Here is a 26,673-nt window from a genome sequence, read left to right as displayed (position 1 = left end):
CTCCCTTTTAAGGTTTTTCTTTTATTAAAGTTGTATTATAGCTTTTTAAAAATAAAATATAAGGATCGTTATTGCACACCTTAATAGAGCGATTAGAAAAGGTTACTAATAGCAAAGAGTTAGAAGAAGCGCGCTTGAATGCTTTGGGTAAAAAGGGGGTTTTTGCGGATAAATTCAACCAGCTCAAAAATCTAAACGGCGAAGAAAAAAACGCCTTTGCTAAAGAAATCCACCATTATAAACAAGCGTTTGAAAAGGCCTTTGAATGGAAAAAAAAGGCTATTTTAGAGCTTGAATTAGAAGAACGCTTGAAAAAAGAAAAAATTGATGTGAGTTTGTTTAACGCTATCAAAACAAGCTCTTCTCACCCTTTAAACCACACTAAAAATAAGATCATTGAATTTTTTACCCCTTTAGGATACAAGCTTGAAATCGGCTCTTTAGTGGAAGATGATTTCCATAATTTCAGCGCTTTAAACTTGCCCCCTTACCATCCTGCAAGAGACATGCAAGACACTTTCTATTTTAAAGATCACAAGCTTTTAAGGACCCATACTTCGCCCGTGCAAATCCACACCATGCAAGAACAAACCCCACCCATTAAAATGATTTGTTTAGGCGAAACCTTCAGGCGCGACTATGACTTGACCCACACGCCCATGTTCCATCAAATTGAAGGGCTTGTCGTGGATCAAAAAGGGAATATCCGTTTCACGCACTTAAAGGGCGTGATCGAAGACTTTTTGCATTATTTCTTTGGTAGCGTGAAATTAAGGTGGCGCTCTAGCTTTTTCCCTTTCACAGAGCCAAGCGCTGAAGTGGATATTAGTTGCGTGTTTTGCAAGCAAGAAGGCTGTAGGGTTTGCTCGCACACAGGCTGGCTGGAAGTGTTGGGCTGTGGCATGGTCAATAATGCGGTGTTTGAAGCCATAGGGTATGAGAATGTGAGCGGGTTTGCTTTTGGCATGGGGATTGAAAGATTAGCCATGCTGACTTGTCAAATCAATGATTTACGCAGTTTTTTTGAAACTGATTTGAGAGTGTTGGAGAGCTTTTAATGAAACTGAGCGTCAATGATTTGAATGTTTTTGTCAATACGCCTAAAGATATAGCCAAACTCTGTGAGGATTTGAGTCGCTTAGGTTTAGAAGTGGAGAGCTGTGTTTCTTGTGTTGCCCCTAAAAATGTGGTTGTGGGTAAGGTTTTAGAAAAAGCCTCTCATAAAAACGCTGAAAAACTCAGCGTGTGTCAAGTGGATGTGGGTAAGGAAGTGTTACAAATCGTGTGTGGGGCTAAAAATGCCGCGCCAAACCAATTTGCGCCAGTCGCTTTAAACGGGGCGCTAATCGGCTCAACCACCATCGCTAAAACGGAGCTTAGGGGGGTTGAAAGCTGTGGCATGATTTGTTCTAGCACCGAATTGGGATTCCCTAAAATCAATGATGGCATCTTGGAATTAGATGAGAGCGTTGGGGAGTTGGTTTTGGGGAAGGAATTAAATGAATACGCCCCTTTCAACACACATGTTTTAGAAATTTCATTGACTCCCAATCGTGGGGATTGCTTGAGCGTTTTAGGCGTTGCCAGAGAGATTAGCACCTTTTATCGCACGCCCCTAAAACCTATCAAGGCTTTAAACTTTACGCCAAAAAGCGATCTGATCACGCTTAGTGTGGGTGAAAATATTGAATCGCATCTGGCTTATTATTTGGTTTGCAACCATTCTTTAAAAACCCCTTTAAGTGTCAAGCTTTCGCTCGCTCACAACAATGCCTTGAGTGAGAACGAATTAAAGAATTTCATAGAATTTGGCATGCATTTTAGTGGGGTGGTAATGAACGCTTATAGCCTGAATAAAACCTCTATTGATTTGAGCGTGAAAAACGATGAAAACGACCTTGAAAGCGTTTATATCAACCATCAAAAACGCTCCACTATCGCTATCAAGCATCAAGATCAAAAAGATTTGAGCGAGTGTTTGCTTTTAGAGGCGAGCTATACTGACCCTATTAGCCTGTCTTTAAAATTACACGCCCTGAAAGATAAAACGCTTCAAAAAGACAACGCCCTTATTTATAGGAGCGCTAGGGGGAGCAACCCTAATTTATCAGACGGCTTGAATTTTTTAAGCGCTCATTTAAAAGTGGCGATTTTAGAAAGCAAACAGACCCAGCGTTCTTTAAAGGATCGCGCTCTCATGTTCAAAGTTGAAGACATTACCGAAATTTTGGGGCTTGTTGTAGAGGCAGAAAAAATTCAAAGCATTTTAAAAAGTTTAGGCTTTAAAGTCAGCGTAAAAGAGCCAAACTCAAAACCCCAAACTTTAGAAGTTATCGCACCAAATTTCAGGCATGACATTAAAACGATCCAAGATATTGCTGAAGAAATCTTGCGCTTTGTAGGGATTGATAATCTAGTCTCAAAGCCTCTTCATTGTGTCAGCAGTAAAAATTCAAACCCCCATTATGACACGCACCGCTTTTTTGAAAACCTTAAACACAAGGCTCTCGCTTGCGGTTTTAAAGAAGTAGTCCATTATGTATTTTATTCTAAAGAAAAACAACAAAAACTGGGCTTTGAAGTTTTAGAAGATCCCCTAGAATTGCAAAACCCTATCACAACGGAGTTAAACACCCTAAGAACGAGCCTTGTTTGCGGGCTTTTAGACGCTAGTTTAAGGAATAAAAATTTAGGGTTTAAAAGCATCGCCCTTTATGAAAAAGGGAGCGTGTATAACGCTAAAAGAGAAGAGATCCAAAAACTAGGCTTTTTAGCGAGCGGCTTACAAAAAAAAGAAAGCTACCCTGACGCTAAAGGCAAGGCTTGGGATTTTTATTCTTTCGCTGAATGCGTTTCAAAAGTTATAGGGGATTTTAGCCTGGAAAAACTAAACGCTCAAACCCCCATCAACCACCCCTACCAGAGCGCTAAAATCATTCAAAATCATGAAATCATAGGCGTAATCGCTAAAATCCACCCCAAAGTGATCCAGGAATTGGATTTGTTTGAAAGCTATTACGCTGAGATAGACGCTTCTAAACTCAAACGCCCCGCCATGCTGTTAAAACCCTTTAGCATTTACCCTAGCAGTGTGAGGGATTTGACTCTCATCATTGATGAGGATACCGCTTTTAGCGGAATTAAAAAAACCCTAAAAGACGCTCAAATCCCTAATTTAAGCGAGATTCTACCCCTTGATATTTTTAAAGAAAGCGATAACACCATAGCCTTAAGCGTGCGTTGCGTGATCCATTCTTTAGAAAAAACCCTGAATGATGAAGAGGTCAATTCAGCCGTGCAAAAAGCGCTTGAAATTTTAGAAAAAGAATTTAACGCCCGCCTTAAGGGATAATATAAAGGATAATTGTGATAGAGCTTGACATTAACGCTAGCGATAAATCGCTCTCACACAGAGCCGTTATTTTTAGCCTACTCGCTCAAAAACCTTGTGTTGTGCGGAATTTTTTAATGGGAGAAGATTGTTTAAGCTCTTTAGAAATCGCTCAAAATTTAGGGGCTAAAGTGGAAAATACCGCAAAAAATTCTTTTAAAATCACGCCCCCAACGGCTATAAAAGAGCCTAACAAGATTTTAAATTGCAACAATTCTGGCACCAGCATGCGTTTATACAGCGGGCTTTTAAGCGCTCAAAAAGGGCTTTTTGTTTTAAGCGGGGACAATTCCTTAAACGCACGCCCCATGAAAAGAATCATTGAGCCTTTGAAGGCTTTTGGGACAAAGATTTTAGGGAGAGAGGATAACCATTTCGCCCCCTTAGTGATCTTAGGGAGTCCTTTAAAAGCTTGCCATTATGAAAGCCCTATCGCTTCAGCTCAAGTCAAAAGCGCTTTTATTTTAAGCGCTTTGCAAGCTCAAGGCGTAAGCGTTTATAAAGAAAGCGAGCTTAGCCGTAACCACACAGAAATCATGCTTAAAAGTTTGGGAGCTAATATTAAAGATCAAGACGGCGTTTTAATGATTTCACCCCTAGAAAAACCCCTAGAAGCCTTTGATTTTACCATAGCCAATGATCCGTCTAGTGCGTTTTTTTTCGCTCTCGCTTGCGCGATTGCGCCAAAAAGCCGCCTTCTTTTAAAAAATGTCTTGCTCAACCCCACTCGCATAGGGGCTTTTGAAGCGTTAAAAAAAATGGGCACTCATATAGAGTATGTTATCAAGTCCAAAGATTTAGAAATGATTGGCGATATTTATATAGAGCATGCCCCTTTAAAAGCGATCAGCATTGAGCAAAATACCGCCAGTCTTATTGATGAAATCCCTGCTTTAAGTATCGCTATGCTTTTTGCAAAAGGCAAAAGCATGGTTAAAAACGCTAAAGATTTACGAACTAAAGAAAGCGATAGGATTAAAGCGGTTGTTTCTAATCTCAAAGCTTTAGGGATTGAGTGCGAAGAGTTTGAAGACGGGTTTTATATAGAGGGATTAGAAGATATAAGCCCATTAAAACAGCGCTTTTCTCAAAAAAAACCCCCCCTTATCAAAAGCTTTAATGATCATAGGATTGCGATGAGTTTCGCTGTTTTAAGTTTAGCGTTGCCTTTAGAAATTGATAATTTAGAATGTGCAAACATTTCTTTCCCGCAATTCAAACACCTACTCAATCAATTCAAAAAAGGGAGTTTTAATGGAAATTAAAATGGCTAAAGATTATGGTTTTTGTTTTGGCGTCAAAAGAGCGATACAAATCGCTGAAAAAAATCAAAACAGCTTGATTTTTGGCTCGCTCATTCATAACGCTAAAGAAATCAATCGTTTGGAAAAAAACTTCAACGTGAAAATTGAAGAAGACCCTAAAAAAATCCCTAAAAATAAGAGCGTGATCATAAGAACCCATGGCATTCCTAAGCAGGATTTAGAATACTTAAAAAATAAGGGGGTCAAAATCACTGATGCGACTTGCCCGTATGTGATCAAACCTCAACAGATTGTGGAATCCATGAGTAAAGAAGGGTATCAAATCGTGCTTTTTGGGGATATTAACCACCCTGAAGTCAAGGGCGTGATAAGCTATGCCACTAACCAAGCTTTAGTCGTCAATTCGTTAGAAGAATTACAAGAAAAAAAGCTCCAACGAAAAGTGGCTTTAGTTTCTCAAACCACCAAACAAACCCCAAAACTCTTACAAATCGCTTCTTATTTGGTGGAAAGATGCACTGAAGTGCGTATTTTTAACACGATTTGCAACGCTACTTCCTACAACCAAAAAGCCGCTTTGGATTTGAGTAAGGAAGTGGATATTATGATAGTCGTGGGCGGTAAGACTTCTTCAAACACCAAACAGCTCTTAAGCATCGCCAAACAGCATTGCAAAGACAGCTACTTGGTAGAAGATGAAAACGAATTAGAGTTGGCGTGGTTTAAGGATAAGAAATTGTGCGGGATTACCGCTGGGGCTTCCACGCCGGATTGGATTATAGAAAATGTCAAGCAAAAAATCAGCACGATTTAACACATTTTGAAATTTTTCTTTAAAAAAACCGCTTGTTGTTAGTTTTTAAACGATTTTGTAAGCCAAAAAAGGGTACAATGCCCTTAAGGATTTTATATTTATTTTATAGTAAGGCAGTCAATGAGCAAGATAGCAGATGATCAGAACTTTAATGACGAGGAGGAAAACTTCGCAAAACTTTTAGAAAAAGAAGAAGAAGCCCTAGAAAAAGGCACTATCAAAGAAGGGTTAATCGTTTCCATCAATGAAGATGAGGGTTATGCCATGGTGAGCGTGGGCGGTAAGACAGAAGGCCGTTTGGCTTTGAGTGAGATCAAAGATGAAAAGGGGCAGTTGTTGTATCACAAAAATGACCCCATTAAGGTGCATGTCTCTGAAAGAGGCGAACGCCCTAGCGTTTCTTATAAAAAGGCTATTTCCCAACAAAAAATTCAAGATAAAATTGAAGAATTAGGCGAAAACTATGAAAACGCCATTATTGAAGGCAAGATTGTAGGCAAGAATAAAGGGGGTTATATCGTGGAGTCTCAAGGCGTGGAGTATTTCCTCTCCCGCTCGCACTCTTCTTTAAAGAATGACGCAAACCATATCGGCAAACGCATTAAAGCGTGCATCATTCGTGTGGATAAGGAAAACCATTCTATCAATATTTCTCGCAAACGATTCTTTGAAGTCAATGACAAACGACAGCTTGAAATTTCTAAAGAATTGTTAGAAGCTACAGAGCCGGTGTTAGGGGTTGTGCGCCAGATCACTCCTTTTGGCATTTTTGTAGAAGCTAAGGGGATTGAGGGCTTGGTTCATTATTCTGAAATCAGCCATAAAGGGCCAGTAAACCCTGAGAAATACTACAAAGAGGGCGATGAAGTCTATGTCAAAGCCATCGCTTATGATGAAGAAAAAAGACGCCTTTCACTCTCCATAAAAGCGACCATAGAAGACCCATGGGAAGAGATCCAAGACAAGCTAAAACCCGGATACGCCATTAAGGTGGTGGTGAGCAATATTGAACATTATGGGGTGTTTGTGGATATTGGTAATGATATTGAAGGCTTTTTGCATGTTTCTGAAATCTCTTGGGATAAAAACGTCAGCCACCCTAGCCATTACTTGAGCGTGGGGCAAGAGATTGATGTGAAGATCATTGACATTGATCCTAAAAACCGCCGCTTGAGGGTTTCTTTAAAACAACTCACTAACAGGCCTTTTGATGTTTTTGAATCCAAACACCAAGTAGGAGATATTATAGAGGGCAAGGTAGCGACTTTAACGGATTTTGGGGCGTTTTTGAATCTGGGTGGGGTGGATGGTTTGCTCCACAATCATGACGCTTTTTGGGATAAAGATAAAAAGTGCAAAGACCACTATAAAATTGGCGATGTGATCAAAGTGAAAATCCTTAAAATCAACAAAAAAGACAAAAAGATTTCTTTGAGCGCGAAACACTTGGTTACTTCCCCTACAGAAGAATTCGCTCAAAAGCATAAAACAGACAGCGTGATTCAAGGTAAAGTGGTGAGTATTAAGGATTTTGGCGTTTTCATTAATGCTGATGGCATTGATGTGCTGATCAAAAATGAAGATTTAAACCCCTTGAAAAAAGATGAAATCAAAATGGGGCAGGAAATCACATGCGTGGTGGTTGCGATTGAAAAATCTAACAACAAGGTGCGCGCTTCTGTGCATAGGTTAGAGCACAAAAAAGAAAAAGAAGAATTGCAAGCTTTTAACACGAGCGATGATAAAATGACTTTAGGGGATATTCTTAAAGAAAAACTCTAAAGAGTGATTTTAAAAACATGAGAATGGCATGAGATTTAAGAGTGTTGTTGCTTTTATTTCCCTAGCTGTCGCTCTTGGCGTTTTAGCCTATTTGTTTTTAAGCGTTAAAAAAGAAATGCCCGCCATTTCTCATGCAGATAAAAGTCTCTCTCAAACAGACGCAAAAAGCCATGACATCAACCTAGAAGAAAATAGCCCCACTGAAACCTCTCATAATGGAAAAGCCCCCCATAACGAAGAAGATCGCAATAACGCCCTTTCTCAAAACCTTGATGCGCAAGAATCTATCAATTACCCCGTTATAGAGCATCATTTTGAAATCCCTTTTGAAGAAAAAAAAAGGGAGTATTCAAAGCTTATCATTAAGGATTTAAAGGACTATCAATGGTGGTGTTTAAAAGAAATCCTCAAAAAAGAACGAATTGATTACGCTTACGATAGCACCAAAAACCAACCCAACCTCATCATCTATTTAGATGAAAACAAAAAAGAACGCTTGCTGGCTGATTTAGACTATTATAAAATACGCTATCATGCTGTTTTTTAAATTCAAAGGATAAAAATGTATCAAGTAGCCATTTGCGACCCCATCCATGCTAAAGGCATTCAAATTTTAGAAGCTCAAAAAGATATTATTTTGCATGATTATTCCAAATGCCCTAAAAAGGAGCTTTTAGAAAAACTCACTCCCATGGATGCGCTCATCACGCGCAGCATGACCCCTATCACAAGCGATTTTTTAAATCCCTTAACCCACTTAAAATCCATTGTGAGAGCGGGTGTGGGAGTGGATAATATTGATTTAGAAAGCTGCTCTCAAAAAGGGATTGTAGTGATGAATATCCCTACCGCTAACACGATTGCCGCTGTGGAATTGACCATGGCGCATTTGATCAATGCGGTGCGTTCATTCCCTTGCGCGAACGATCAAATCAAACACCAAAGGTTGTGGAAAAGAGAAGATTGGTATGGCACGGAATTGAAAAATAAAAAACTAGGCATCATTGGTTTTGGGAATATTGGCTCTAGGGTGGGTATTAGGGCTAAAGCCTTTGAAATGGAAGTTTTAGCCTATGATCCTTATATCCCCTCTTCAAAAGCCACTGATTTAGGGGTCATTTACACAAAAAACTTTGAAGACATTTTGCAGTGCGATATGATCACTATCCACACCCCTAAAAATAAAGAAACCATTAACATGATAGGCACTAAAGAAATTGAACGCATGAAAAAAGGGGTTATTTTAATCAATTGCGCTAGAGGGGGGCTTTATAATGAAGACGCTCTTTATGAAGCTTTAGAAACCAAAAAAGTGCGTTGGCTTGGCATTGATGTCTTTTCTAAAGAGCCTGGCATTCACAACAAGCTTTTAGACTTGCCCAATGTTTATGCGACCCCCCATATTGGCGCGAACACTTTAGAGTCCCAAGAAGAAATTTCCAAACAAGCCGCTCAAGGGGTTATGGAATCTTTAAGAGGTTCAAGCCATCCGCATGCTTTGAATTTACCCATGCAAGCTTTTGATGCAAGCGCGAAAGCCTACTTGAATTTAGCGCAAAAACTGGGTTATTTTTCCAGTCAAATCCATAAGGGCGTGTGCCAAAAAATTGAGATCAGTCTTTGTGGGGAGATCAACCAATTCAAAGACGCCCTTGTAGCCTTTATGTTAGTGGGGGTGTTAAAACCCGTTGTAGGGGATAAAATCAATTACATTAACGCCCCTTTTGTGGCCAAAGAAAGGGGCATTGAGATTAAGGTTAGCCTTAAAGAAAGCGCTTCGCCCTATAAAAACATGCTCTCTTTAACTTTAAATGCGGCTAATGGTGCGATCAGCGTGAGCGGCACGGTGTTTGAAGAAGATATTTTAAAACTCACTGAAATTGATGGATTCCATATTGATATAGAGCCAAAAGGTAAAATGCTTCTATTCAGGAATACAGATATTCCAGGCGTTATTGGGAGTGTGGGGAATGCGTTCGCTAGGCATGGCATCAACATCGCTGATTTCCGTTTGGGCCGCAACACGCAAAAAGAAGCTTTAGCGCTCATTATTGTAGATGAAGAAGTTTCTTTGGAAGTTTTAGAAGAGCTTAAAAACATTCCTGCATGCTTAAGCGTTCATTATGTGGTTATTTAAGGTAGTTGGATGCAAGATTTTTTAAAGCTTTTAAAAAAACATGGTGAATTAGAAATCATTGACACCCCCCTTGAAGTGGATTTAGAAATCGCTCATCTGGCCTATATAGAAGCGAAAAAACCTGATGGAGGCAAAGCCCTTTTATTCACGCAACCCATAAGAAAAGAGCATGACCAAGTCAAAACCTTTGACATGCCGGTTTTAATGAACGCTTTTGGTTCTTTCAAGCGCTTAGATCTTTTATTAAAAACCCCCATAGAAAGCCTGCAACAACGCATGCAAGCGTTCTTACACTTTAACGCTCCTAAAAATTTCACTGAGGGTTTGAAAGTCTTAAAAGATTTATGGGATTTAAGACACATTTTCCCTAAAAAAACCACTCGCCCTAAAGATCTCATCACCAAGCAAGACAAAGAAGTCAATTTGTGGGATCTACCCATTTTAAAAACTTGGGAAAAAGATGGCGGGGCTTTTATCACTATGGGGCAAGTCTATACCCAAAGCCTGGATCATAAAAAAAAGAATTTAGGCATGTACCGCTTGCAAGTTTATGATAAAAACCATTTAGGCTTGCACTGGCAAATCCATAAAGACTCCCAACTCTTTTTCCACGAATACGCTAAAGCTAAAGTCAAAATGCCCGTCAGTATCGCTATTGGTGGGGATTTGCTCTACACATGGTGCGCGACAGCCCCCTTACCTTATGGAGTTTATGAACTCATGCTCTATGGGTTTATAAGAGAGAAAAAAGCGCAAGTGATGCCATGCTTGAGCAATCCTTTGAGCGTGCCAAAAGATTGCGATATTGTGATAGAAGGGTTTGTGGATTGCGAAAAATTAGAGCTTGAAGGGCCTTTTGGGGATCACACTGGCTATTACACCCCTATTGAGCCTTACCCTGTTTTAGAAGTCAAAACCATTAGCTATAAAAAAGATTCCATTTACTTAGCCACTGTGGTGGGTAAGCCCCCTTTAGAAGACAAATACATGGGGTATTTGACTGAACGCTTGTTCTTGCCCTTTCTTCAAATGAACGCTCCCAATCTCATAGATTATTACATGCCAGAAAATGGGGTGTTTCATAATTTGATTTTAGCCCAAATACACACGCGCTATAACGCTCATGCCAAACAAGTCATGCATGCTTTTTGGGGTGTGGGGCAGATGAGCTTTGTCAAACATGCGATTTTTGTCAATGAAGACGCTCCCAACCTAAGAGATACCAACGCTATCATTGAGTATATATTGGAAAATTTTTCTAAAGAAAAAGTTCTTATTTCTCAAGGCATATGCGACGCATTAGATCATGCAAGCCCTGAATACGCTATGGGGGGGAAACTCGGTATTGATGCGACTTCTAAAAGCAATACCCCCCACCCCGCGCTTTTAAACGATAACGCTCTACTAGCGCTTTTACAAGATAAAATGCAAAATATCGTTCTTTTGAAGCAATGCTACCCGCACACCCGTAACCCCATTTGCGTCATTAGCGTGGAAAAGAAAGATAAAAGCGTCATTGAACTGGCTAAAAACTTGCTCGGTTTTGAAGAGTATTTACGCATTGTCATTTTTGTAGAGCATACCAGCAACGATTTAAACAACCCTTACATGCTGTTATGGCGCATCGTTAATAATATTGATGTGCAGCGCGACATTCTCATCTCTAAACATTGTTTTTTTATAGACGCTACCAATAAGGGCATTATGGACAAACATTTTAGAGAATGGCCCACAGAAACCAATTGCTCCATGGAAGTCATAGAGGATTTGAAAAAGAAAGGGCTTTTAAAAGATTTTGAAAAATTGAATCAAAAATTCCATCTCACGCATTCTTTCAGCACGAACAAAGAAGAGCTATAAAAAAGCCATAAAGAATAGCCATGATAGCCATGTTAGATTACCGCCAAAGAATTGATACCCTCATCGCAAAAATAGAAAAGGCTCGCACCGCCTATTCAAGGCACCACATTGTCAAAATCGTGGCTGTTTCAAAAAACGCTTCCCTAGAAGCTATCCAACATTACTACAACTGCTCTCAAAGAGCTTTTGGAGAAAATAAAGTTCAAGATTTAAAAACTAAAATGCACTCTTTAGAGCATTTACCCCTTGAATGGCACATGATAGGCTCTTTACAAGAAAATAAAATCAATGCGCTTTTGAGTTTAAAACCCGCCCTTTTGCATTCTTTAGACTCTTTAAAACTCGCTTTGAAAATAGAAAAGCGTTGCGAAATATTGGGCGTAACTTTAAACGCTCTTTTACAGGTTAATAGCGCGTATGAGGAAAGTAAAAGCGGGGTGGTGCCTGAAGAAACGCTAGAAATTTATTCTCAAATCAGTGAAACTTGCAAGCACCTCAAGCTTAAGGGGCTTATGTGTATAGGGGCGCACACCGATGATGAAACAAAAATTGAAAAATCCTTTATCACCACCAAAAAGCTTTTTGACCGATTAAAGAACGCGAGCGTTCTTTCAATGGGCATGAGTTGTGATTTTGAATTAGCGATTGCTTGTGGGGCGAATCTTTTAAGGATTGGCTCTTTTTTGTTCAAAGAGTAAGATGCTAGAAACTTATGCGCTTAAAAATGGGGCTGTTTTTATCTCTGATGCACATTTTTTGCCCAAAAGCCCTTATTTAATCCATACGCTTAAAGAACTTTTAAGCGCCAAACCCACACAAGTCTTTTTCATGGGCGATATTTTCCATGTGCTTGTGGGCTATTTACCCCTAGATAAAGAGCAGCAAAAAATCATTAATCTCATCAACGCTTTAAGCGAAATTTCACAAGTCTTTTATTTTGAAGGCAACCATGATTTTTCCATGCATTTTGTCCTCAACCCTAAAGTAGTTATTTTTGAGCGCCACAACCAACCCGTATTATTCCAATATGATAACAAACGCTTTTTGCTAGCCCATGGGGATTTATTCATTACTGAAGCGTATGAATTTTACATCACGCAGCTCACTTCCACTTGGGCGAGATTTTTTTTAACTTTTTTAAATTTATTAAGCTTTAAAACCTTATACCCCCTTTTTAAAAAACTCATTTATCAAAAACCCGTCCGCCTTTGGGAATTAGAGCCAAAAGAATTAAAAGCCTTTATTGAAAAGCGCCTAAAAGCCTATCAAAACTATATTAAAGATCTCAACATTGATAGCATTGACGGCATTATAGAGGGGCATTTTCATCTCAAAAGCGGTGTAAAAATCCCCTTGAATGCACCGATTTATTGCCCACTGCCTTCCTTTTATTACGAACAAAGCCTTTTTAAGGTATCATCAAGCGTTTTAGAACCATCTCAAAATAAGGACGCCTAAATCATGGCAGAAAAAACAGCTAACGATTTAAAACTAAGCGAGATAGAACTCGTGGATTTTCGTATTTATGGCATGCAAGAGGGCGTCCCTTATGAGGGGATTTATGGCATTAATGTGGCTAAAGTCCAAGAGATTATCCCCATGCCCACCCTTTTTGAATACCCCACGAATTTGGATTACATTATCGGCGTGTTTGATTTGCGCTCCACGATCATCCCGCTTATTGACTTGGCTAAATGGATAGGGATTGTCCCGGATAAAAGCAAGGAAAATGAAAAAATCGTCATTATCACGGAATTTAATAATGTCAAATTGGGTTTTTTAGTCCATTCGGCTAGGCGCATCAGGCGCATCAGTTGGAAAGATGTGGAGCCTGCATCCTTTAGTGCATCCAATAACATCAATAAAGAAAATATCACCGGTACCACGCGCATTGAAAACGATAAAACCCTGCTCATTTTGGATTTAGAAAGCATTTTAGACGATTTAAAGCTTAATGAAGACGCTAACAAAACAAAGGATTCTACCCCTAGAGAGCGTTTTGAGGGTGAAGTGTTGTTTTTAGACGATAGCAGAACGGCGAGGAAAACCTTAAAAAACCATTTAAGCAAATTGGGTTTTAATATCACTGAAGCCGTGGATGGGGAAGACGGGTTGAACAAATTAGAAATGTTGTTCAAAAAATATGGGGACGACTTGAGAAATCATTTAAAATTCATTATTTCAGATGTTGAAATGCCTAAAATGGATGGCTATCATTTTTTATTCAAGCTCCAAAAAGACCCTAGGTTTGCTTATATTCCTGTGATTTTTAATTCTTCTATTTGCGATAATTATAGCGCTGAAAGGGCTAAAGAAATGGGGGCTGTGGCGTATTTAGTCAAGTTTGACGCAGAAAAATTCACCGAAGAAATTTCTAAGATTTTAGACAAGAATGCGTAATTCTTTTCATAAAATTGTAAAATACTCTTATCTCAAACGCTAAAAAGGGGTTTTAAAATGGATGATTTGCAAGAAATAATGGAAGACTTCTTGATTGAAGCCTTTGAAATGAACGAGCAGTTGGATCAGGATTTAGTGGAATTAGAGCATAACCCTGAAGATTTGGACTTGCTCAATCGCATTTTTAGAGTGGCCCACACCATTAAAGGCTCTAGCTCGTTTTTGAATCTTAACATCCTCACGCACCTCACGCACAACATGGAAGATGTCTTGAATCGCGCCAGAAAGGGAGAAATCAAGATCACGCCTGATATTATGGATGTCGTGTTGCGCTCCATTGATTTGATGAAAACCTTGCTCGTAACGATTAGAGATACCGGCTCTGACACTAATAACGGCAAGGAAAACGAGATTGAAGAAGCGGTCAAACAGCTTCAAGCCATCACAAGCCAAAATTTAGAGAGCGCTAAAGAAAGGACTAAAGAAGCCCCAAAAGAAGAAAATAAAGAAGAAGCGAAAGAAGAGGTTAAAGAAAACAAGGCAAAAGCCCCTACTGCACAAAACCCCGCAAACGATAACCCCTTAGCCGATGAGCCGGATTTGGATTACGCTAACATGAGCGCTGAAGAAGTGGAAGCCGAAATTGAGCGGCTGCTGAACAAGCGCCAAGAGGCCGATAAAGAACGAAGAGCCCAAAAAAAACAAGCCAAACAAGAAGTTACCCCAACAAAAGAAATCCCCAAAACAGAAACCCCCAAAGCCCCTAAAACAGAAACTAAAGCTAAGGCTAAAGCCGATACTGAAGAAAATAAAGCCCCCTCTATTGGCGTGGAACAAACCGTTAGGGTGGATGTGCGCCGATTAGACCATTTGATGAATTTAATCGGTGAGCTTGTGCTAGGAAAAAATCGCTTGATCAGGATTTATAGCGATGTGGAAGAACGCTATGATGGGGAAAAGTTTTTAGAGGAATTAAATCAGGTGGTTTCTTCTATTTCAGCGGTAACAACAGACTTGCAACTTGCGGTGATGAAAACCAGGATGCAACCAGTGGGCAAGGTGTTCAACAAATTCCCTCGCATGGTAAGGGATTTGAGCCGGGAATTAGGCAAGAGCATTGAATTGATCATTGAAGGCGAAGAAACCGAATTAGACAAATCCATTGTAGAAGAGATTGGCGATCCGCTCATCCACATTATCCGCAACTCATGCGATCATGGGATTGAGCCTTTAGAAGAAAGAAGAAAGCTTAACAAGCCTGAAACCGGTAAAGTGCAATTGAGCGCGTATAATGAGGGTAACCACATTGTGATTAAAATCTCTGATGATGGCAAGGGGTTAGACCCTGTGATGCTTAAAGAAAAAGCGGTTGAAAAAGGGGTGATTAGCGAAAGAGACGCTGAAAGCATGAGCGATAGGGAAGCGTTTAACCTCATTTTCAAGCCAGGCTTTTCTACCGCAAAAGTCGTTTCCAATGTTTCAGGCAGAGGCGTGGGCATGGATGTGGTGAAAACCAATATTGAAAAGCTTAATGGGATCATTGAAATTGATTCAGAAGTGGGGGTAGGCACGACCCAAAAGCTTAAAATCCCTCTCACTTTGGCTATCATTCAAGCTTTACTCGTGGGCGTTCAAGAAGAATATTACGCTATCCCGCTTTCTTCAGTTTTAGAAACCGTGCGCATCAGCCAAGATGAAATCTACACCGTTGATGGCAAGAGCGTGTTGCGTTTGAGAGATGAGGTGCTTTCTTTGGTACGCCTTTCTGATATTTTTAAAGTGGATGCTATTTTAGAATCCAACTCTGATGTGTATGTGGTCATCATTGGCTTGGCTGATCAAAAAATTGGCGTGATCGTGGATTATTTGATCGGTCAAGAAGAAGTGGTCATTAAATCTTTGGGTTACTACCTCAAAAACACCAAAGGCATTGCTGGCGCTACGGTGAGAGGCGATGGGAAAATCACTCTTATTGTAGATGTGGGGGCGATGATGGATATGGCAAAAAGCATCAAAGTCAATATCACCAATTTGATGAACGAATCCGAAAGCACGAAGAGCAAAAATTCCCCTAGCGATTATATTGTCTTAGCGATTGATGACAGCAGCACGGACAGAGCGATTATCCGCAAATGTTTAAAACCATTAGGCATCACGCTTTTAGAAGCCACTAACGGGTTAGAGGGCTTAGAAATGCTTAAAAATGGCGACAAAATTCCGGACGCTATTTTAGTGGATATTGAGATGCCTAAAATGGATGGCTACACTTTCGCTTCTGAAGTGCGTAAATACAATAAATTCAAAAATCTCCCTCTAATCGCAGTAACCAGTCGGGTAACCAAAACCGATAGGATGCGTGGCGTTGAATCCGGCATGACTGAATACATCACCAAACCTTATAGCGGTGAGTATTTAGCTACCGTAGTGAAACGCAGTATTAAATTAGAAGGAGACCAGTCATGAGTAACCAATTAAAAGATTTATTTGAAAAACAAAAAGAAGCTAATGCAGGTTCTAAACAAGAAGACAATGAAGAAATTTTGCAATTCATCGGTTTTATTATTGGCGATGAAGAATACGCCATTCCTATTTTGAATATTTTAGAAATCGTCAAACCCATTGGCTACACACGAGTCCCTGAAACCCCAAACTATGTGCTTGGCGTGTTTAATTTAAGGGGTAATGTCTTCCCTTTGATCAGCTTGCGCTTGAAATTCGGATTGAAAGCCGAAAAACAAAATAAAGACACTCGTTACTTGGTGGTGCGACACAATGATCAGATCGCTGGGTTTTTCATAGATCGCCTAACCGAAGCCATTCGCATCAAACAAGCAGATATTGACCCTGTGCCAGAGACTTTGAGCGATAACAACAATCTAACCTATGGCATTGGGAAGCAAAACGACCGATTGGTTACCATTTTAAGAGTGGAAGAAATCCTAAAAAAAGACTTTTAAAACTTTTAGCTTAAGCCCCCTATCATGGGCTTTGAGAAAGACTTGTTCCATTAAAAAGCTTAAAGTCTCATGTTAGCGTTTGATTCAAAACAGAGTCTTTTTAATATTTTCTTTTAAAAACAGCATGAAACTTTTTTTAAACGGATTTCAAAAGAACTTCTTATTTTTAGTCTTTATTACTAACATTTTTTAATAAGTGGGGTTTTTTGCGTTGGAATTTATTGGATTATAACCCCCTCCTTTTAAAGATTTCCTATTTCAACACTTTTAAAAGCGCCTCATAATTAGGCTCTTCTAAAATGTTTTGAACGATTTCTTTATAGATGACCACTCCCTTATCATCAAGAACAAAAACGGATCGAGCGAGTAAGCCTTGCAAAGAGCCTTTGCCCAACAGCACGCCGTAATTTTCCCCAAAAGCCTTATACCTAAAATCGCTTAAAATTCTTAGATCTTTAATGCCTTCAGCGCCGCAAATTTGTCCTTGAGAAAAAGGTAAGTCCATAGAAATAACGCTAAAACTCACAGAAGGCAGTTTGCCGGCTTGCTCATTGAAGTGTTTGGCTTGGAGCAAACAAACCGATCCGGTTAAACTGGGGAGCGCGCTAACGACTTGAAAACGCACGCCTTGCTTCAACAGATTGACTTCTTGCAGATCGCCATTGACCAATTTCACATCAGGGGCTTTATCGCCCACTTTTAAGGGTTTCCCCTCTAATTGATACGTTTCTTCTTTAAAAGTAACTTTTTGCATGGTTAAATCCTTTCTAATGAATTGCTATATTGCGTTAGAATGATAGTCCATTAAGATTAACCATCAAAAAATTCAAAAGAGATTGGTTAAAAAAATCGTTTTAACTTTAAAAAATCCCCTTAAAATCCACAAAATTTGCATAACGATCCATTTTTAAGAAAAGATTTACCAAAAAGTATTAAAAAATGATTACAATACGGCTATCTAATCACAAGGAGAAAACATGTTTACATTACGAGAATTGCCTTTTGCTAAAGACAGCATGGGAGATTTTTTAAGCCCCGTAGCGTTTGATTTCCACCATGGGAAACACCATCAAACTTATGTGAATAATTTGAATAACTTAATCAAAGGCACGGAATTTGAGAAAAGTTCTTTGTTCGCTATTTTGACAAAATCTAGCGGAGGCGTGTTCAATAACGCCGCTCAAATTTACAACCACGATTTTTATTGGGATTGCCTAAGCCCCAAAGCGACTGCCTTAAGCGATGAGTTAAAAGGGGCTTTAGAAAAAGATTTTGGCTCATTGGAAAAATTTAAAGAAGACTTTATTAAGAGCGCGACCACTTTGTTTGGCTCTGGTTGGAATTGGGCGGCGTATAATTTAGACACTCAAAAAATTGAAATCATTCAAACCAGCAACGCTCAAACCCCAGTTACGGATAAAAAAGTGCCGCTTTTAGTGGTGGATGTGTGGGAGCATGCTTATTATATTGACCATAAAAACGCGCGTCCTGTGTATTTGGAAAAATTTTATGGGCATATCAATTGGCATTTTGTTTCTCAATGCTATGAATGGGCGAAAAAAGAAGGCTTAGGCTCAGTAGATTATTACATTAATGAGTTGGTGCATAAAAAAGCTTAAGCGTTACGGCTATTGTGGTTTAAGGATTTTTAAACCACGCTTCTTTTTTGAATGAAAGACACTCTGTTTAATCAATCTCTAAACAAACGCTTTTGTTTTGATGAGAAAGTCGCTCATGTTTTTGATGACATGCTAGAGCGCTCCATCCCTTATTATCATGAAATGTTGGATTTGGGGGCGTATTTTATCGCTCAAAATTTAAAAGAAAGCGCCAATCCTAAGCCCTTGATTTATGATTTAGGCTGTTCTACTGGGAACTTTTTTATCGCGCTCAACCAACAAATCCAACAAGAAATTGAGCTTGTAGGGATTGACAATTCCATGCCCATGCTCAAAAAAGCGCAAGAAAAATTAAAAGATTTTAACAATGCCCGTTTTGAATGCATGGATTTTTTAGAGGTTGAGTTTAAAGAAGCGAGCGCGTTTTCATTGCTTTTTGTGTTGCAATTTGTCCGCCCCATGCAAAGAGAGGTGTTGCTTAAAAAGATTTATAACAGCCTTGCGTTGAATGGGGTTTTATTGGTGGGCGAAAAGATCATGAGCGAAGATCGGATATTAGACAAGCAAATGATAGAACTATACTACCTTTATAAACAAAATCAAGGCTACAGCCACAATGAAATCGCTTTCAAAAGGGAAGCGTTAGAAAATGTGCTTGTGCCTTATAGCTTGAAAGAAAATGTCGCTCTTTTAGAAAGCGTGGGGTTTAAGCATGTGGAAGCGCTGTTTAAATGGGTGAATTTCACGCTGTTAGTTGCTAGAAAAACATGAGTTTTTTGAAATAATCTATAAACCTTAAGTTTTTTAAAAAATATCCACAGGATCCATGTTCACGCTGCAAGGGATACTAGGGGCGGATTTTAAAAACGCATGCACGCTTTTGACTAGACTTAAAGGGTCTTTGGAACGCAACAAAATAAGGTAGCGGTAAGAAGAGGCGATTTTTTCAATGGGGGCTTTGAAATTAGAGAGCGTTACGCCCTTTTCTAAACACAAAGAAAGGGTTTGGGAGGCTTTTAGGCTCAATTGTTGGGCTTTTTCTTCGTTTTTATGCTTAAATTCTAACAAACACAGCCTTGAAAAAGGCGGGTAGAGTTCGCACCTTTCTTGCAATTCGTATTGTAAAAAATCTTCATAATCCTCTAAGAAATTTTTTAATAGATCGGTTTCGGTGCTTTGAATGAACACTTGGCCAGAAATTTGCCTAGCGCTCCTCCCAGCGATTTGATAAAGTAACGACACGCCTTCTTCTAAAGCCCTGTAACTATTAGATTTAATGATATTGTCTATGCCTAAAACAACCGCTAAACTCACTTTAGCGTAATCATGCCCTTTGCTTATCATCTGCGTGCCGATTAAGATATTAGTTTTTTGAGCGTTGAAATCGTTTAAAATATTGTGGAGTTTTTTTGGCGTGCTGGTGTGATCTTTATCTAAAATCGCTATTTTAGCGCCTTTCAAAAGGCCTTCCAACTCGTTCAACACTTGCATGGTGCCTATCCTTTTACCCACTAAAACTTCGCTTTGACATGCGCTGCAAATTTTAGGGATAGGGCTTGAAAAATGGCAATAATGGCACATGAGTTTGTTGGTTTTTAAATGCAAACTCATATTCACGCTGCAAAAGGGGCATTGAACGCTTTTGTAACAATTTTGACACAGCAGGGTTTTGAAATTAGCCCTTGTAGGCACAAAAATAATGGCTTGCTCGTTTTTGTCTATGACTTGTTTTAGCGCTTCTAGGAGTTTGGGCGTGATAAAACGCTCCGTTTTTTCAAAAATAATGTTTTTTTGCGTAGGGGTGTAGCGACCCTTTAAGCGCACTAAAGCCTTGTCTTTAAAGCGTTTGTAACTATTCAAACTTGGCGTAGCAGAGCCTAAAATGACTTGAATGGGGAATTTATGGGATAAATACAAGCATAAATCCCTAGCGTTATACGTGGGGCTTTGCTGAGATTTGTAAGAAAAGTCATGCTCTTCATCTACAACAATCAAACCCAACTCCTTAAGGGGTAAGAATAACGCACTTCGTGTGCCTACCACTAATTTGATTTCTTGCGAATAAAGCTTTTCTAAAAATTGTTTTTTTTGGGTTTGAGAGAGTTTGCTATGCCACAGGCCTAAATTTTCTTTAAAAACCCTTTTAAGGCGTTGTTGCATTTGAGGGGTGAGGGCGATTTCTGGCACTAACAACAGAGCGCTTTTTTTTTGCTCTAAAGTTTGAGCGATTGCATGCATATAAATCTCGGTTTTCCCGCTACCCGTATCGCCAAAGAGCAAGCTTGCTGAATGTTTTTGCAATTCTTTTAAAGCGTTGGTTTGCGTTTGGCTTAATATATTAAGAACAGGCTCAATTTTTTCTAACCCCACTAGATCACATTCTTTAAAAGGGGTGAAAAGGCTTAAGACTGAAGAAAGATTAGCCGAGTAATATTGAGCGATAAAAATAGCGAGCTCTATTTGAAAGGGGAGTAAAAAATAAGGGGTTTTTTCTAGCTCTAGGCATTCAAAAGAGGGTTTTGAAACTTCTTCAAGAACGACGCCCAAAAGCGTTTTATTCCTTAAAGGGATATTGACTAACGCTCCTTTTTGGTGTTGCTCTTTAGAAAAGTAGGTTAAAGGGGGGGTTTTATTTTTTAAAGGAGCGATCAAGTGATAGAACATGATGAGATTTTTTCTAAAAGCTTTTGGAGTTCATTATGCAAATACTCGTTTTGACAACTTTCATGCAAATAGTCCTTTAAAAGCTCTAAGGCGTTTAATTCTTGGTTATGGAAACGCTCCTTTAGAGTGCGTTTCATCTCATCGCTAAAGGTGTTATTGAGAGAGATTTTATAGCGTTTTCCTAAATAAGTGATTTCTAAGCTATCGTTTTCTAAAGACATGTTTTTAATGGTTTATGACAATAAATCAGAGATTTTGTCATAAAGACCTTGAATGCCCTTATCTTTAGCGCTCAATTCATCGTATAAAATAGCGATTTGAATGTCTTTTTCTTCATTTTGCGCATTCAGCGTGGTGTTTGCTTGGCGTAAAGCGTTCAACTCTTCTTCTTGTTTTTGGATTTTTTCAATCAATTCATCGATTTTAGCGCCCAATTGGTTTAACAAACTTAAAGATTGCATAGTAAGCCTTTCATGGTTTTTAAAAGTTATTATATCAAAGCTATTGGATTATAGCAAAATACCCCTATCCCCTTAAGGTAATGGCTTTTACTATAAAATAAAGTAACTAAAACCCCATGTTTTAAAACCATTCTTATGGCGGTATTTGGTATTTTTGATTACCATAAAGCAACAAGATAGAGAGCTTTACTTAGGAATGATAAATGCAAAAAAATATATTAAAAATGACGCTGTTGTTGGTTTTCCTCTTTTTGAGAAACGCTGTTGGTTTAGAGGACAAAAAAGCGACTACCCAGCCTGAGAGCGTTCAAAATACGCCTAAAAATTTACCCCCTATCCAATTAAGGCTCAATCAAGTCCATGAAGAACTTATAGAAATATTAGAAAATATGGGGAAAGGCACGCAGTATGAGTTCCCTAAAATCAAAGAAATCCTAGAGCAAAGCGAAGAAGAATGGCTCAAAGTCGCCCATGAAGAATGCGTGGCGTTGGTTATGCTAATAAGCCCCAAGGCTTCTATTGAAAATAGCCCCATTTATAAGAATTGCTATGAAGCTTATGTGAAGCAAAGAATCCATGATTTATATGATTTTTATATAGAAAGCAAAAAGGTGAAAAGAAAAATCAAAAAAGCCCATAAGCAAGAGACTGCTATTAACCAATCCCAGCCCTTAACAAAAGAGCCGCCTAAAAACGAGAATAAAAAAAGCTTAGTCAAACCTAGCTTAAAAGATGCAAGTATCCCTAAAGGGTATTATTTGCAAATTGGGGCTTTTTTGAACGCGCCCAGTAAGGATTTTTTGCAAACGCTCAAAACTTTCCCTTACCAAATAAAGAAAAAAGACTCTCTCACGCATTATTTTATTGGCCCTTATAAAACGAAAGAAGAAGCCCTAAAACAGCTTGAAAATGCAACTAAAAGCTTTAAAAATAAGCCCGTGTTGGTGGAAAAGTAATTTTTACTTAGTTTGATTGAATCTTATAAAGCCACATGGCTATCAGCGCGACAAACAAACTCGCGCCCAAAAACGCATAGCTTATCATTTTATAAAGGGGGATAAAATTTTTTTGAATTTCTTCTTCTGCAATAATGATTTTAGAAACCCCTAAGCGGTTAGTTGGGGCGCTGTCTGTGAGGTAAAAGCCCTGTTTTTTAAGCGCAAAATAAGGGGTTTTGATCAAGGCTTCCTTTTTAAAAGAGGCCACAAACGCCCCAATATTAGAAAACTTGACTTTATTGTGTGCATCCAATAAGACAAAAGGGGTGTTTTTGAATCGTTCTTCTAAGATTTTTAAAGGCTCTAAAGAAGAGGTATTATTTAATTCTAAAAGGCTTTTAGCGATCGCATCAGCGGTGTATTGCATGCGTATTTGGGTGTTTTCTAAAAGGTTATTTTTCGCATAAAAGAAAAATAACGCTAACAAAACCCCCACTAAAAGCAAGGTAGAAAGGGTATAAAGGATTAAAAAACGCTTTTTAAAAGAATGGGGCATGACAAACCTTTTTGTTGGTAGCGGGTTGGATAACACAGCTTTTTACTATTGAATTAAAAACGCTCAAAAATAGCCCTTTTTTTCTACCATATTTATTTAATTTTATTGTAAATTTTTGAAAAATTGTTATAATTCCCATACTTTTATTGGCAAATTAATTAAGAAAGGAGTTTAGAACATGTTTGATGTATGGATAGATATGATAATTTGTATTTTCTACTTGCTCTTTTTTACGACTCCTTACATTGTAGGCGATATTTTGCAATTGAAATTCATCCGTCAAAAGCTCTGCGAAAAGCCCGTTTTACTCCCACAAAAGGATTATGAGAAAGCGGGAAATTATGCCATTAGGAAAATGCAATTATCCATTATTTCTCAAATTTTAGACGGGATCATCTTTGCTGGTTGGATCTTTTTTGGTTTGACGCATTTAGAAGATTTGATGCATTATTTAAACCTTTCTGAAACGCTAGGTTACTTGGTGTTTGCCTTGTTGTTTTTAGCGATTCAAAGCGTTTTATCCTTACCCATTAGCTACTACACCACCATGCATTTGGATAAGGAATTTGGCTTTTCTAAGGTGAGCTTATCGTTGTTTTTTAAGGATTTTTTCAAAGGGTTATTGCTCACTTTAGGCGTGGGGTTGTTGTTGATTTACACCCTCATTATGATCATTGAACATGTGGAACATTGGGAGATTAGCTCGTTTTTTGTCGTGTTTGTTTTTATGATATTAGCTAATCTTTTTTACCCTAAAATCGCTCAGCTTTTCAACCAATTCACCCCCTTGAATAACCGGGATTTGGAGAGTCAAATTGAGAGCATGATGGATAAGGTGGGTTTTAAATCTCAAGGTATCTTTGTGATGGACGCTAGCAAGAGGGATGGGCGTTTGAACGCGTATTTTGGGGGCTTGGGTAAAAACAAGCGGGTGGTGTTGTTTGACACTTTGATCTCTAAAGTTGGGACAGAAGGGCTTTTAGCCATTTTAGGGCATGAATTAGGGCATTTTAAAAATAAGGATTTGTTGAAAAGTTTAGGGATTATGGGGGGCTTGCTCGCTCTTGTTTTTGCTTTGATCGCTCATTTGCCATCGTTGGTTTTTGAAGGCTTCAATGTCTCGCAAACGCCAGCGAGTTTGATTGCGATTTTACTCTTGTTTTTGCCGGTGTTTTCCTTTTACGCCATGCCTTTGATCGGGTTTTTTAGCCGCAAGAATGAATACAATGCGGACAAGTTTGGGGCGAGTTTAAGCTCTAAAGAGACTTTAGCCAAAGCGTTAGTGTCCATTGTGAGCGAGAACAAAGCGTTCCCCTATTCGCACCCTTTTTATGTTTTCTTGCATTTCACGCACCCGCCGCTATTAGAGCGTTTGAAAGCTTTGGATTATGAAATTGAATGACCCTTTCGCAAGCCCTAAACAAAGCCAAAAAAGGATTATCGCCAAAAGGTTTTAGGGGTGGCTTAGAGTCTGAAATTTTATTAGGCTTTGTCTTGCAAAAAGAGAGGGTTTTTTTGCACACGCATGCTTATTTAGAGTTAAACCACAAGGAAGAAACGCACTTTTTTGAATTGGTAGAAAAGCGCTTGAATGACTGCCCCATAGAGTATTTATTAGAAAGCTGTGATTTTTATGGGCGTTCTTTTTTTGTGAATGAGCATGTTTTAATCCCACGGCCTGAAACGGAGATTTTAGTCCAAAAAGCCCTTGATATTATTTCTCAATACCATTTAAAAGAGATAGGCGAAATAGGCATAGGGAGCGGATGCGTGTCTGTTAGCTTGGCATTAGAAAACCCTAAACTTTCCATTCATGCGAGCGATATTTCACCAAAAGCTTTAGAAGTGGCGTCCAAAAACATTGAACGCTTTTGTCTAAAAGAGCGTGTTTTTTTAAAACAAACGCGCCTTTGGGATCGCATGCCAACGATAGAAATGCTTGTCTCTAACCCGCCCTATATCGCTAGAAATTATCCTTTGGAAAAATCCGTTCTCAAAGAACCGCACGAAGCCCTTTTTGGGGGGGTTAAAGGCGATGAAATCTTAAAAGAAATCATTTTTTTAGCCGCTGGATTAAAAATCCCTTTTTTGGCTTGTGAAATGGGGTATGACCAATTAAAAAGCTTGAAAGAATGCTTGGAGTTTTGCGGTTATGATGCAGAGTTTTACAAGGATTTGAGCGGCTTTGATAGAGGGTTTGTGGGCGTTTTAAAAAGTTTTTTAAGATAAGGTTAAAACTTAATTACCCTTTTAGTGTTACAATAAAAACACTTAAAACAATAAAGGAATGCCGATCATGTATGTTGAAAAAATCCTCCAATCTTTACAGAAAAAATACCCTTATCAAAAAGAGTTCCATCAAGCCGTCCATGAAGCTATCACTTCTTTAAAACCCCTTTTAGACAGCGATAAAAGCTATGAAAAGCATGCCATTTTAGAGCGTTTGATTGAGCCTGAAAGGGAGATTTTTTTTAGGGTGTGTTGGCAAGATGATAACCATCAAATCCAAGTCAATCGAGGGTGTAGGGTTGAATTCAATTCGGCTATTGGCCCTTATAAGGGGGGTTTGAGATTCCACCCTAGCGTGAATGAAAGCGTGATCAAGTTTTTAGGCTTTGAGCAAGTGTTGAAAAATTCGCTCACCACTTTGGCTATGGGGGGTGCTAAGGGGGGGAGCGATTTTGACCCTAAAGGGAAGAGCGAGCATGAAATCATGCGTTTTTGCCAAGCGTTCATGAATGAATTATACCGCCACATTGGAGCCACGACTGATGTGCCAGCTGGGGATATTGGAGTGGGCGAAAGAGAGATTGGCTATCTGTTTGGGCAATACAAAAAATTAGTCAATCGTTTTGAGGGCGTATTGACCGGTAAAGGACTCACTTATGGGGGGAGCTTGTGCAGAAAAGAAGCTACCGGTTATGGGTGCGTGTATTTTGCTGAAGAAATGTTGCAAGAAAGGAACAGCTCGTTAGAGGGTAAGGTTTGCAGCGTTTCTGGGAGCGGTAATGTCGCTATTTATACCATTGAAAAATTGCTTCAAATAGGGGCTAAACCGGTAACGGCAAGCGATTCTAATGGCATGATTTATGATAAAGACGGCATTGATTTAGAGCTTTTGAAAGAGATTAAAGAAATCCGTCGTGGGAGGATCAAAGAATACGCTTTAGAAAAAAAGAACGCGAAATACACCCCAACAGAAAATTACCCCAAAGGGGGGAATGCTGTATGGCATGTGCCTTGTTTTGCGGCTTTCCCTAGCGCGACTGAGAATGAATTGAGCGTTTTAGACGCTAAAACCCTCCTTTCTAATGGGTGTAAATGCGTGGCTGAAGGAGCGAACATGCCCTCAAGCAATGAAGCGGTTGAATTGTTTTTGCAGGCTAAGATTTCTTATGGTTTAGGCAAGGCGGCTAATGCTGGGGGGGTGAGCGTGAGCGGCTTGGAAATGGCGCAAAACGCGAGCATGCACCCTTGGAGTTTTGAAGTGGTGGATGCGAAATTACACCACATCATGAAAGAAATTTATAAGAATGTCTCTCAAACCGCTAAAGAGTTTAAAGACCCTACTAATTTTGTTTTAGGGGCCAATATCGCTGGTTTTAGAAAAGTGGCGTCTGCGATGATAGCGCAAGGGGTTTGATTACCCCCCAATTTTACAAACCCAATTTTTTAACCAACTTTCTCATTGCACGCAACAAGGGTAAGGATTTTTGATAAGCTTTGCGATAGATTTTAAAAGTGGTGTTTTGAGAGAGTTCCAATAAAGGCGAGGCGTTTTGTAAAAGCCGGTCATAATTGGCTCTCAAATCATCATAATTAACCCTCA

General features: G+C 39.1%; 24 protein-coding genes and 1 pseudogene. 19 read left to right on the top strand and 6 right to left on the bottom strand.

The genetic code is table 11. The features are described 5' to 3' along the window. Nucleotides 1-71: 71 nt before the first annotated feature. The 13 genes from pheS to cheW all read left to right on the top strand — a co-directional run bounded on the left by pheS (nucleotide 72) and on the right by cheW (nucleotide 16,606). Nucleotides 72-1,058, top strand: coding sequence for a phenylalanine--tRNA ligase subunit alpha (gene pheS / locus EAL87_RS06555; protein ID WP_120913856.1), 987 nt, complete (start codon nucleotides 72-74; stop codon nucleotides 1,056-1,058). Then, on the top strand, nucleotides 1,058-3,352 hold the full coding sequence (pheT, locus tag EAL87_RS06550; protein WP_120913854.1) for a phenylalanine--tRNA ligase subunit beta: 2,295 nt from the start codon (nucleotides 1,058-1,060) through the stop codon (nucleotides 3,350-3,352). The genes pheS and pheT overlap by 1 nt, the downstream gene beginning before the upstream one ends. A 14-nt stretch (nucleotides 3,353-3,366) precedes the next feature. Next, nucleotides 3,367-4,656 carry a 3-phosphoshikimate 1-carboxyvinyltransferase gene (gene aroA, locus EAL87_RS06545; RefSeq protein ID WP_120913852.1) on the top strand — a complete coding sequence of 430 codons (1,290 nt, stop codon included), beginning with the start codon at nucleotides 3,367-3,369 and terminating at the stop codon, nucleotides 4,654-4,656. Further along, nucleotides 4,646-5,470: a 4-hydroxy-3-methylbut-2-enyl diphosphate reductase gene (locus EAL87_RS06540; protein ID WP_000403575.1), complete on the top strand. Its 825-nt coding sequence runs from the start codon at nucleotides 4,646-4,648 to the stop codon at nucleotides 5,468-5,470. The genes aroA and EAL87_RS06540 overlap by 11 nt, the downstream gene beginning before the upstream one ends. A gap of 120 nt (nucleotides 5,471-5,590) precedes the next feature. Next, nucleotides 5,591-7,252: a 30S ribosomal protein S1 gene (locus EAL87_RS06535; RefSeq protein WP_120913850.1), complete on the top strand. Its 1,662-nt coding sequence runs from the start codon at nucleotides 5,591-5,593 to the stop codon at nucleotides 7,250-7,252. A gap of 28 nt (nucleotides 7,253-7,280) precedes the next feature. After that, the gene (locus EAL87_RS06530; protein WP_120913848.1) at nucleotides 7,281-7,799 is read left to right on the top strand and encodes a hypothetical protein; all 519 of its coding nucleotides are present in this window, start codon (nucleotides 7,281-7,283) and stop codon (nucleotides 7,797-7,799) included. Nucleotides 7,800-7,814: 15 nt separating this feature from the next. Next, the gene (gene serA / locus EAL87_RS06525) at nucleotides 7,815-9,389 is read left to right on the top strand and encodes a phosphoglycerate dehydrogenase (RefSeq protein WP_120913846.1); all 1,575 of its coding nucleotides are present in this window, start codon (nucleotides 7,815-7,817) and stop codon (nucleotides 9,387-9,389) included. A gap of 9 nt (nucleotides 9,390-9,398) precedes the next feature. Continuing rightward, nucleotides 9,399-11,249: a menaquinone biosynthesis decarboxylase gene (locus EAL87_RS06520; RefSeq protein ID WP_120913844.1), complete on the top strand. Its 1,851-nt coding sequence runs from the start codon at nucleotides 9,399-9,401 to the stop codon at nucleotides 11,247-11,249. Nucleotides 11,250-11,278: 29 nt separating this feature from the next. Beyond that, nucleotides 11,279-11,947 (top strand): YggS family pyridoxal phosphate-dependent enzyme, encoded by a 669-nt coding sequence (locus EAL87_RS06515; protein WP_120913888.1) that lies wholly within the window; start codon nucleotides 11,279-11,281, stop codon nucleotides 11,945-11,947. Nucleotide 11,948: 1 nt separating this feature from the next. After that, nucleotides 11,949-12,707, top strand: coding sequence for a UDP-2,3-diacylglucosamine diphosphatase (locus EAL87_RS06510; RefSeq protein ID WP_120913842.1), 759 nt, complete (start codon nucleotides 11,949-11,951; stop codon nucleotides 12,705-12,707). A 3-nt stretch (nucleotides 12,708-12,710) separates the two neighbouring features. After that, nucleotides 12,711-13,649: a chemotaxis protein CheV3 gene (gene cheV3, locus EAL87_RS06505; protein ID WP_120913840.1), complete on the top strand. Its 939-nt coding sequence runs from the start codon at nucleotides 12,711-12,713 to the stop codon at nucleotides 13,647-13,649. Nucleotides 13,650-13,706: 57 nt separating this feature from the next. Further along, nucleotides 13,707-16,112 carry a chemotaxis histidine kinase/response regulator CheAY2 gene (gene cheAY2, locus EAL87_RS06500; protein WP_120913838.1) on the top strand — a complete coding sequence of 802 codons (2,406 nt, stop codon included), beginning with the start codon at nucleotides 13,707-13,709 and terminating at the stop codon, nucleotides 16,110-16,112. Next, nucleotides 16,109-16,606, top strand: a complete 498-nt coding sequence (gene cheW, locus EAL87_RS06495; protein ID WP_120913837.1) for a chemotaxis protein CheW — start codon at nucleotides 16,109-16,111, stop codon at nucleotides 16,604-16,606. Before cheAY2 ends, cheW begins: the two co-directional genes overlap by 4 nt. Before the next feature lie 253 nt (nucleotides 16,607-16,859). Here cheW and tpx read toward each other — a convergent pair whose 3' ends face one another. Further along, nucleotides 16,860-17,360, bottom strand: coding sequence for a thiol peroxidase (gene tpx, locus EAL87_RS06490; protein ID WP_108302705.1), 501 nt, complete (start codon nucleotides 17,358-17,360; stop codon nucleotides 16,860-16,862). A gap of 223 nt (nucleotides 17,361-17,583) precedes the next feature. On the opposite strand from tpx, the gene sodB reads away from it, so the two are divergent. After that, on the top strand, nucleotides 17,584-18,225 hold the full coding sequence (sodB, locus tag EAL87_RS06485) for a superoxide dismutase [Fe] (RefSeq protein ID WP_000494639.1): 642 nt from the start codon (nucleotides 17,584-17,586) through the stop codon (nucleotides 18,223-18,225). Nucleotides 18,226-18,276: 51 nt separating this feature from the next. Further along, nucleotides 18,277-18,996: a carboxy-S-adenosyl-L-methionine synthase CmoA gene (gene cmoA / locus EAL87_RS06480; protein ID WP_120913834.1), complete on the top strand. Its 720-nt coding sequence runs from the start codon at nucleotides 18,277-18,279 to the stop codon at nucleotides 18,994-18,996. Between the two features lie 33 nt (nucleotides 18,997-19,029). Here the strand turns inward: cmoA and EAL87_RS06475 are convergent, their stop codons facing one another. Genes EAL87_RS06475 through zapB form a run of 3 tightly spaced genes read right to left on the bottom strand, consistent with a single transcriptional unit; the run spans nucleotide 19,030 to nucleotide 21,350 of the window. Further along, nucleotides 19,030-20,889, bottom strand: coding sequence for a primosomal protein N' (locus tag EAL87_RS06475; RefSeq protein ID WP_120913832.1), 1,860 nt, complete (start codon nucleotides 20,887-20,889; stop codon nucleotides 19,030-19,032). Next, nucleotides 20,874-21,110 (bottom strand): hypothetical protein, encoded by a 237-nt coding sequence (locus tag EAL87_RS06470; protein WP_000051172.1) that lies wholly within the window; start codon nucleotides 21,108-21,110, stop codon nucleotides 20,874-20,876. Before EAL87_RS06470 ends, EAL87_RS06475 begins: the two co-directional genes overlap by 16 nt. Nucleotides 21,111-21,122: 12 nt before the next feature. Continuing rightward, nucleotides 21,123-21,350 (bottom strand): cell division protein ZapB, encoded by a 228-nt coding sequence (gene zapB / locus EAL87_RS06465; protein WP_001191194.1) that lies wholly within the window; start codon nucleotides 21,348-21,350, stop codon nucleotides 21,123-21,125. Between the two features lie 203 nt (nucleotides 21,351-21,553). Here zapB and EAL87_RS06460 point away from each other — a divergent pair, with 203 nt between their 5' ends. Then, nucleotides 21,554-22,306, top strand: a complete 753-nt coding sequence (locus EAL87_RS06460; RefSeq protein WP_120913830.1) for an SPOR domain-containing protein — start codon at nucleotides 21,554-21,556, stop codon at nucleotides 22,304-22,306. Between the two features lie 7 nt (nucleotides 22,307-22,313). On the opposite strand, the gene EAL87_RS06455 is transcribed toward EAL87_RS06460, so the two are convergent. Next, complete coding sequence (locus EAL87_RS06455) at nucleotides 22,314-22,844, bottom strand: hypothetical protein (protein WP_120913828.1); 531 nt, start codon at nucleotides 22,842-22,844, stop codon at nucleotides 22,314-22,316. A gap of 178 nt (nucleotides 22,845-23,022) precedes the next feature. Between EAL87_RS06455 and EAL87_RS06450 the strand changes: the two genes are divergently transcribed. The 3 genes from EAL87_RS06450 (at nucleotide 23,023) to gdhA (ending at nucleotide 26,487) form a co-directional block, all read left to right on the top strand. Continuing rightward, nucleotides 23,023-24,246 (top strand): M48 family metallopeptidase, encoded by a 1,224-nt coding sequence (locus tag EAL87_RS06450; protein WP_120913826.1) that lies wholly within the window; start codon nucleotides 23,023-23,025, stop codon nucleotides 24,244-24,246. Continuing rightward, nucleotides 24,243-25,073 (top strand): peptide chain release factor N(5)-glutamine methyltransferase, encoded by an 831-nt coding sequence (locus EAL87_RS06445; RefSeq protein WP_120913824.1) that lies wholly within the window; start codon nucleotides 24,243-24,245, stop codon nucleotides 25,071-25,073. Before EAL87_RS06450 ends, EAL87_RS06445 begins: the two co-directional genes overlap by 4 nt. Nucleotides 25,074-25,140: 67 nt before the next feature. Next, entirely contained in the window at nucleotides 25,141-26,487 is a 1,347-nt protein-coding gene (gene gdhA, locus EAL87_RS06440) for an NADP-specific glutamate dehydrogenase (RefSeq protein WP_120913822.1), read from the top strand. A gap of 13 nt (nucleotides 26,488-26,500) precedes the next feature. Here the strand turns inward: gdhA and EAL87_RS08260 are convergent. Next, nucleotides 26,501-26,673: pseudogene (locus EAL87_RS08260) on the bottom strand (glycosyltransferase family 10 domain-containing protein); the annotation flags it as partial.

Origin of the sequence: Helicobacter pylori (assembly GCF_003636935.1) — a bacterium.
In the GTDB taxonomy this organism is placed as follows: Bacteria; Campylobacterota; Campylobacteria; order Campylobacterales; family Helicobacteraceae; genus Helicobacter; species Helicobacter pylori_CH.
Note: the sequence above shows the minus strand (reverse complement) of the source record. Positions and strands in the feature narration are given on the sequence as shown.

Excerpts from the sequence above, each read along its gene's own strand:
- serA (WP_120913846.1), top strand. The coding sequence starts at position 7,815 with ATGTATCAAGTAGCCATTTGCGACCCCATCCATGCTAAAGGCATTCAA.
- zapB (WP_001191194.1), bottom strand. The coding sequence starts at position 21,350 with ATGCAATCTTTAAGTTTGTTAAACCAATTGGGCGCTAAAATCGATGAA.
- EAL87_RS06475 (WP_120913832.1), bottom strand. The coding sequence starts at position 20,889 with ATGTTCTATCACTTGATCGCTCCTTTAAAAAATAAAACCCCCCCTTTA.
- cmoA (WP_120913834.1), top strand. The coding sequence starts at position 18,277 with ATGAAAGACACTCTGTTTAATCAATCTCTAAACAAACGCTTTTGTTTT.
- EAL87_RS06460 (WP_120913830.1), top strand. The coding sequence starts at position 21,554 with ATGCAAAAAAATATATTAAAAATGACGCTGTTGTTGGTTTTCCTCTTT.
- cheV3 (WP_120913840.1), top strand. The coding sequence starts at position 12,711 with ATGGCAGAAAAAACAGCTAACGATTTAAAACTAAGCGAGATAGAACTC.
- EAL87_RS06450 (WP_120913826.1), top strand. The coding sequence starts at position 23,023 with ATGTTTGATGTATGGATAGATATGATAATTTGTATTTTCTACTTGCTC.
- pheT (WP_120913854.1), top strand. The coding sequence starts at position 1,058 with ATGAAACTGAGCGTCAATGATTTGAATGTTTTTGTCAATACGCCTAAA.
- EAL87_RS06455 (WP_120913828.1), bottom strand. The coding sequence starts at position 22,844 with ATGCCCCATTCTTTTAAAAAGCGTTTTTTAATCCTTTATACCCTTTCT.
- tpx (WP_108302705.1), bottom strand. The coding sequence starts at position 17,360 with ATGCAAAAAGTTACTTTTAAAGAAGAAACGTATCAATTAGAGGGGAAA.
- EAL87_RS06470 (WP_000051172.1), bottom strand. The coding sequence starts at position 21,110 with ATGTCTTTAGAAAACGATAGCTTAGAAATCACTTATTTAGGAAAACGC.
- EAL87_RS06445 (WP_120913824.1), top strand. The coding sequence starts at position 24,243 with ATGACCCTTTCGCAAGCCCTAAACAAAGCCAAAAAAGGATTATCGCCA.
- EAL87_RS06540 (WP_000403575.1), top strand. The coding sequence starts at position 4,646 with ATGGAAATTAAAATGGCTAAAGATTATGGTTTTTGTTTTGGCGTCAAA.
- gdhA (WP_120913822.1), top strand. The coding sequence starts at position 25,141 with ATGTATGTTGAAAAAATCCTCCAATCTTTACAGAAAAAATACCCTTAT.
- EAL87_RS06520 (WP_120913844.1), top strand. The coding sequence starts at position 9,399 with ATGCAAGATTTTTTAAAGCTTTTAAAAAAACATGGTGAATTAGAAATC.
- EAL87_RS06510 (WP_120913842.1), top strand. The coding sequence starts at position 11,949 with ATGCTAGAAACTTATGCGCTTAAAAATGGGGCTGTTTTTATCTCTGAT.
- EAL87_RS06530 (WP_120913848.1), top strand. The coding sequence starts at position 7,281 with ATGAGATTTAAGAGTGTTGTTGCTTTTATTTCCCTAGCTGTCGCTCTT.
- cheAY2 (WP_120913838.1), top strand. The coding sequence starts at position 13,707 with ATGGATGATTTGCAAGAAATAATGGAAGACTTCTTGATTGAAGCCTTT.
- sodB (WP_000494639.1), top strand. The coding sequence starts at position 17,584 with ATGTTTACATTACGAGAATTGCCTTTTGCTAAAGACAGCATGGGAGAT.
- EAL87_RS06535 (WP_120913850.1), top strand. The coding sequence starts at position 5,591 with ATGAGCAAGATAGCAGATGATCAGAACTTTAATGACGAGGAGGAAAAC.
- cheW (WP_120913837.1), top strand. The coding sequence starts at position 16,109 with ATGAGTAACCAATTAAAAGATTTATTTGAAAAACAAAAAGAAGCTAAT.
- EAL87_RS06515 (WP_120913888.1), top strand. The coding sequence starts at position 11,279 with ATGTTAGATTACCGCCAAAGAATTGATACCCTCATCGCAAAAATAGAA.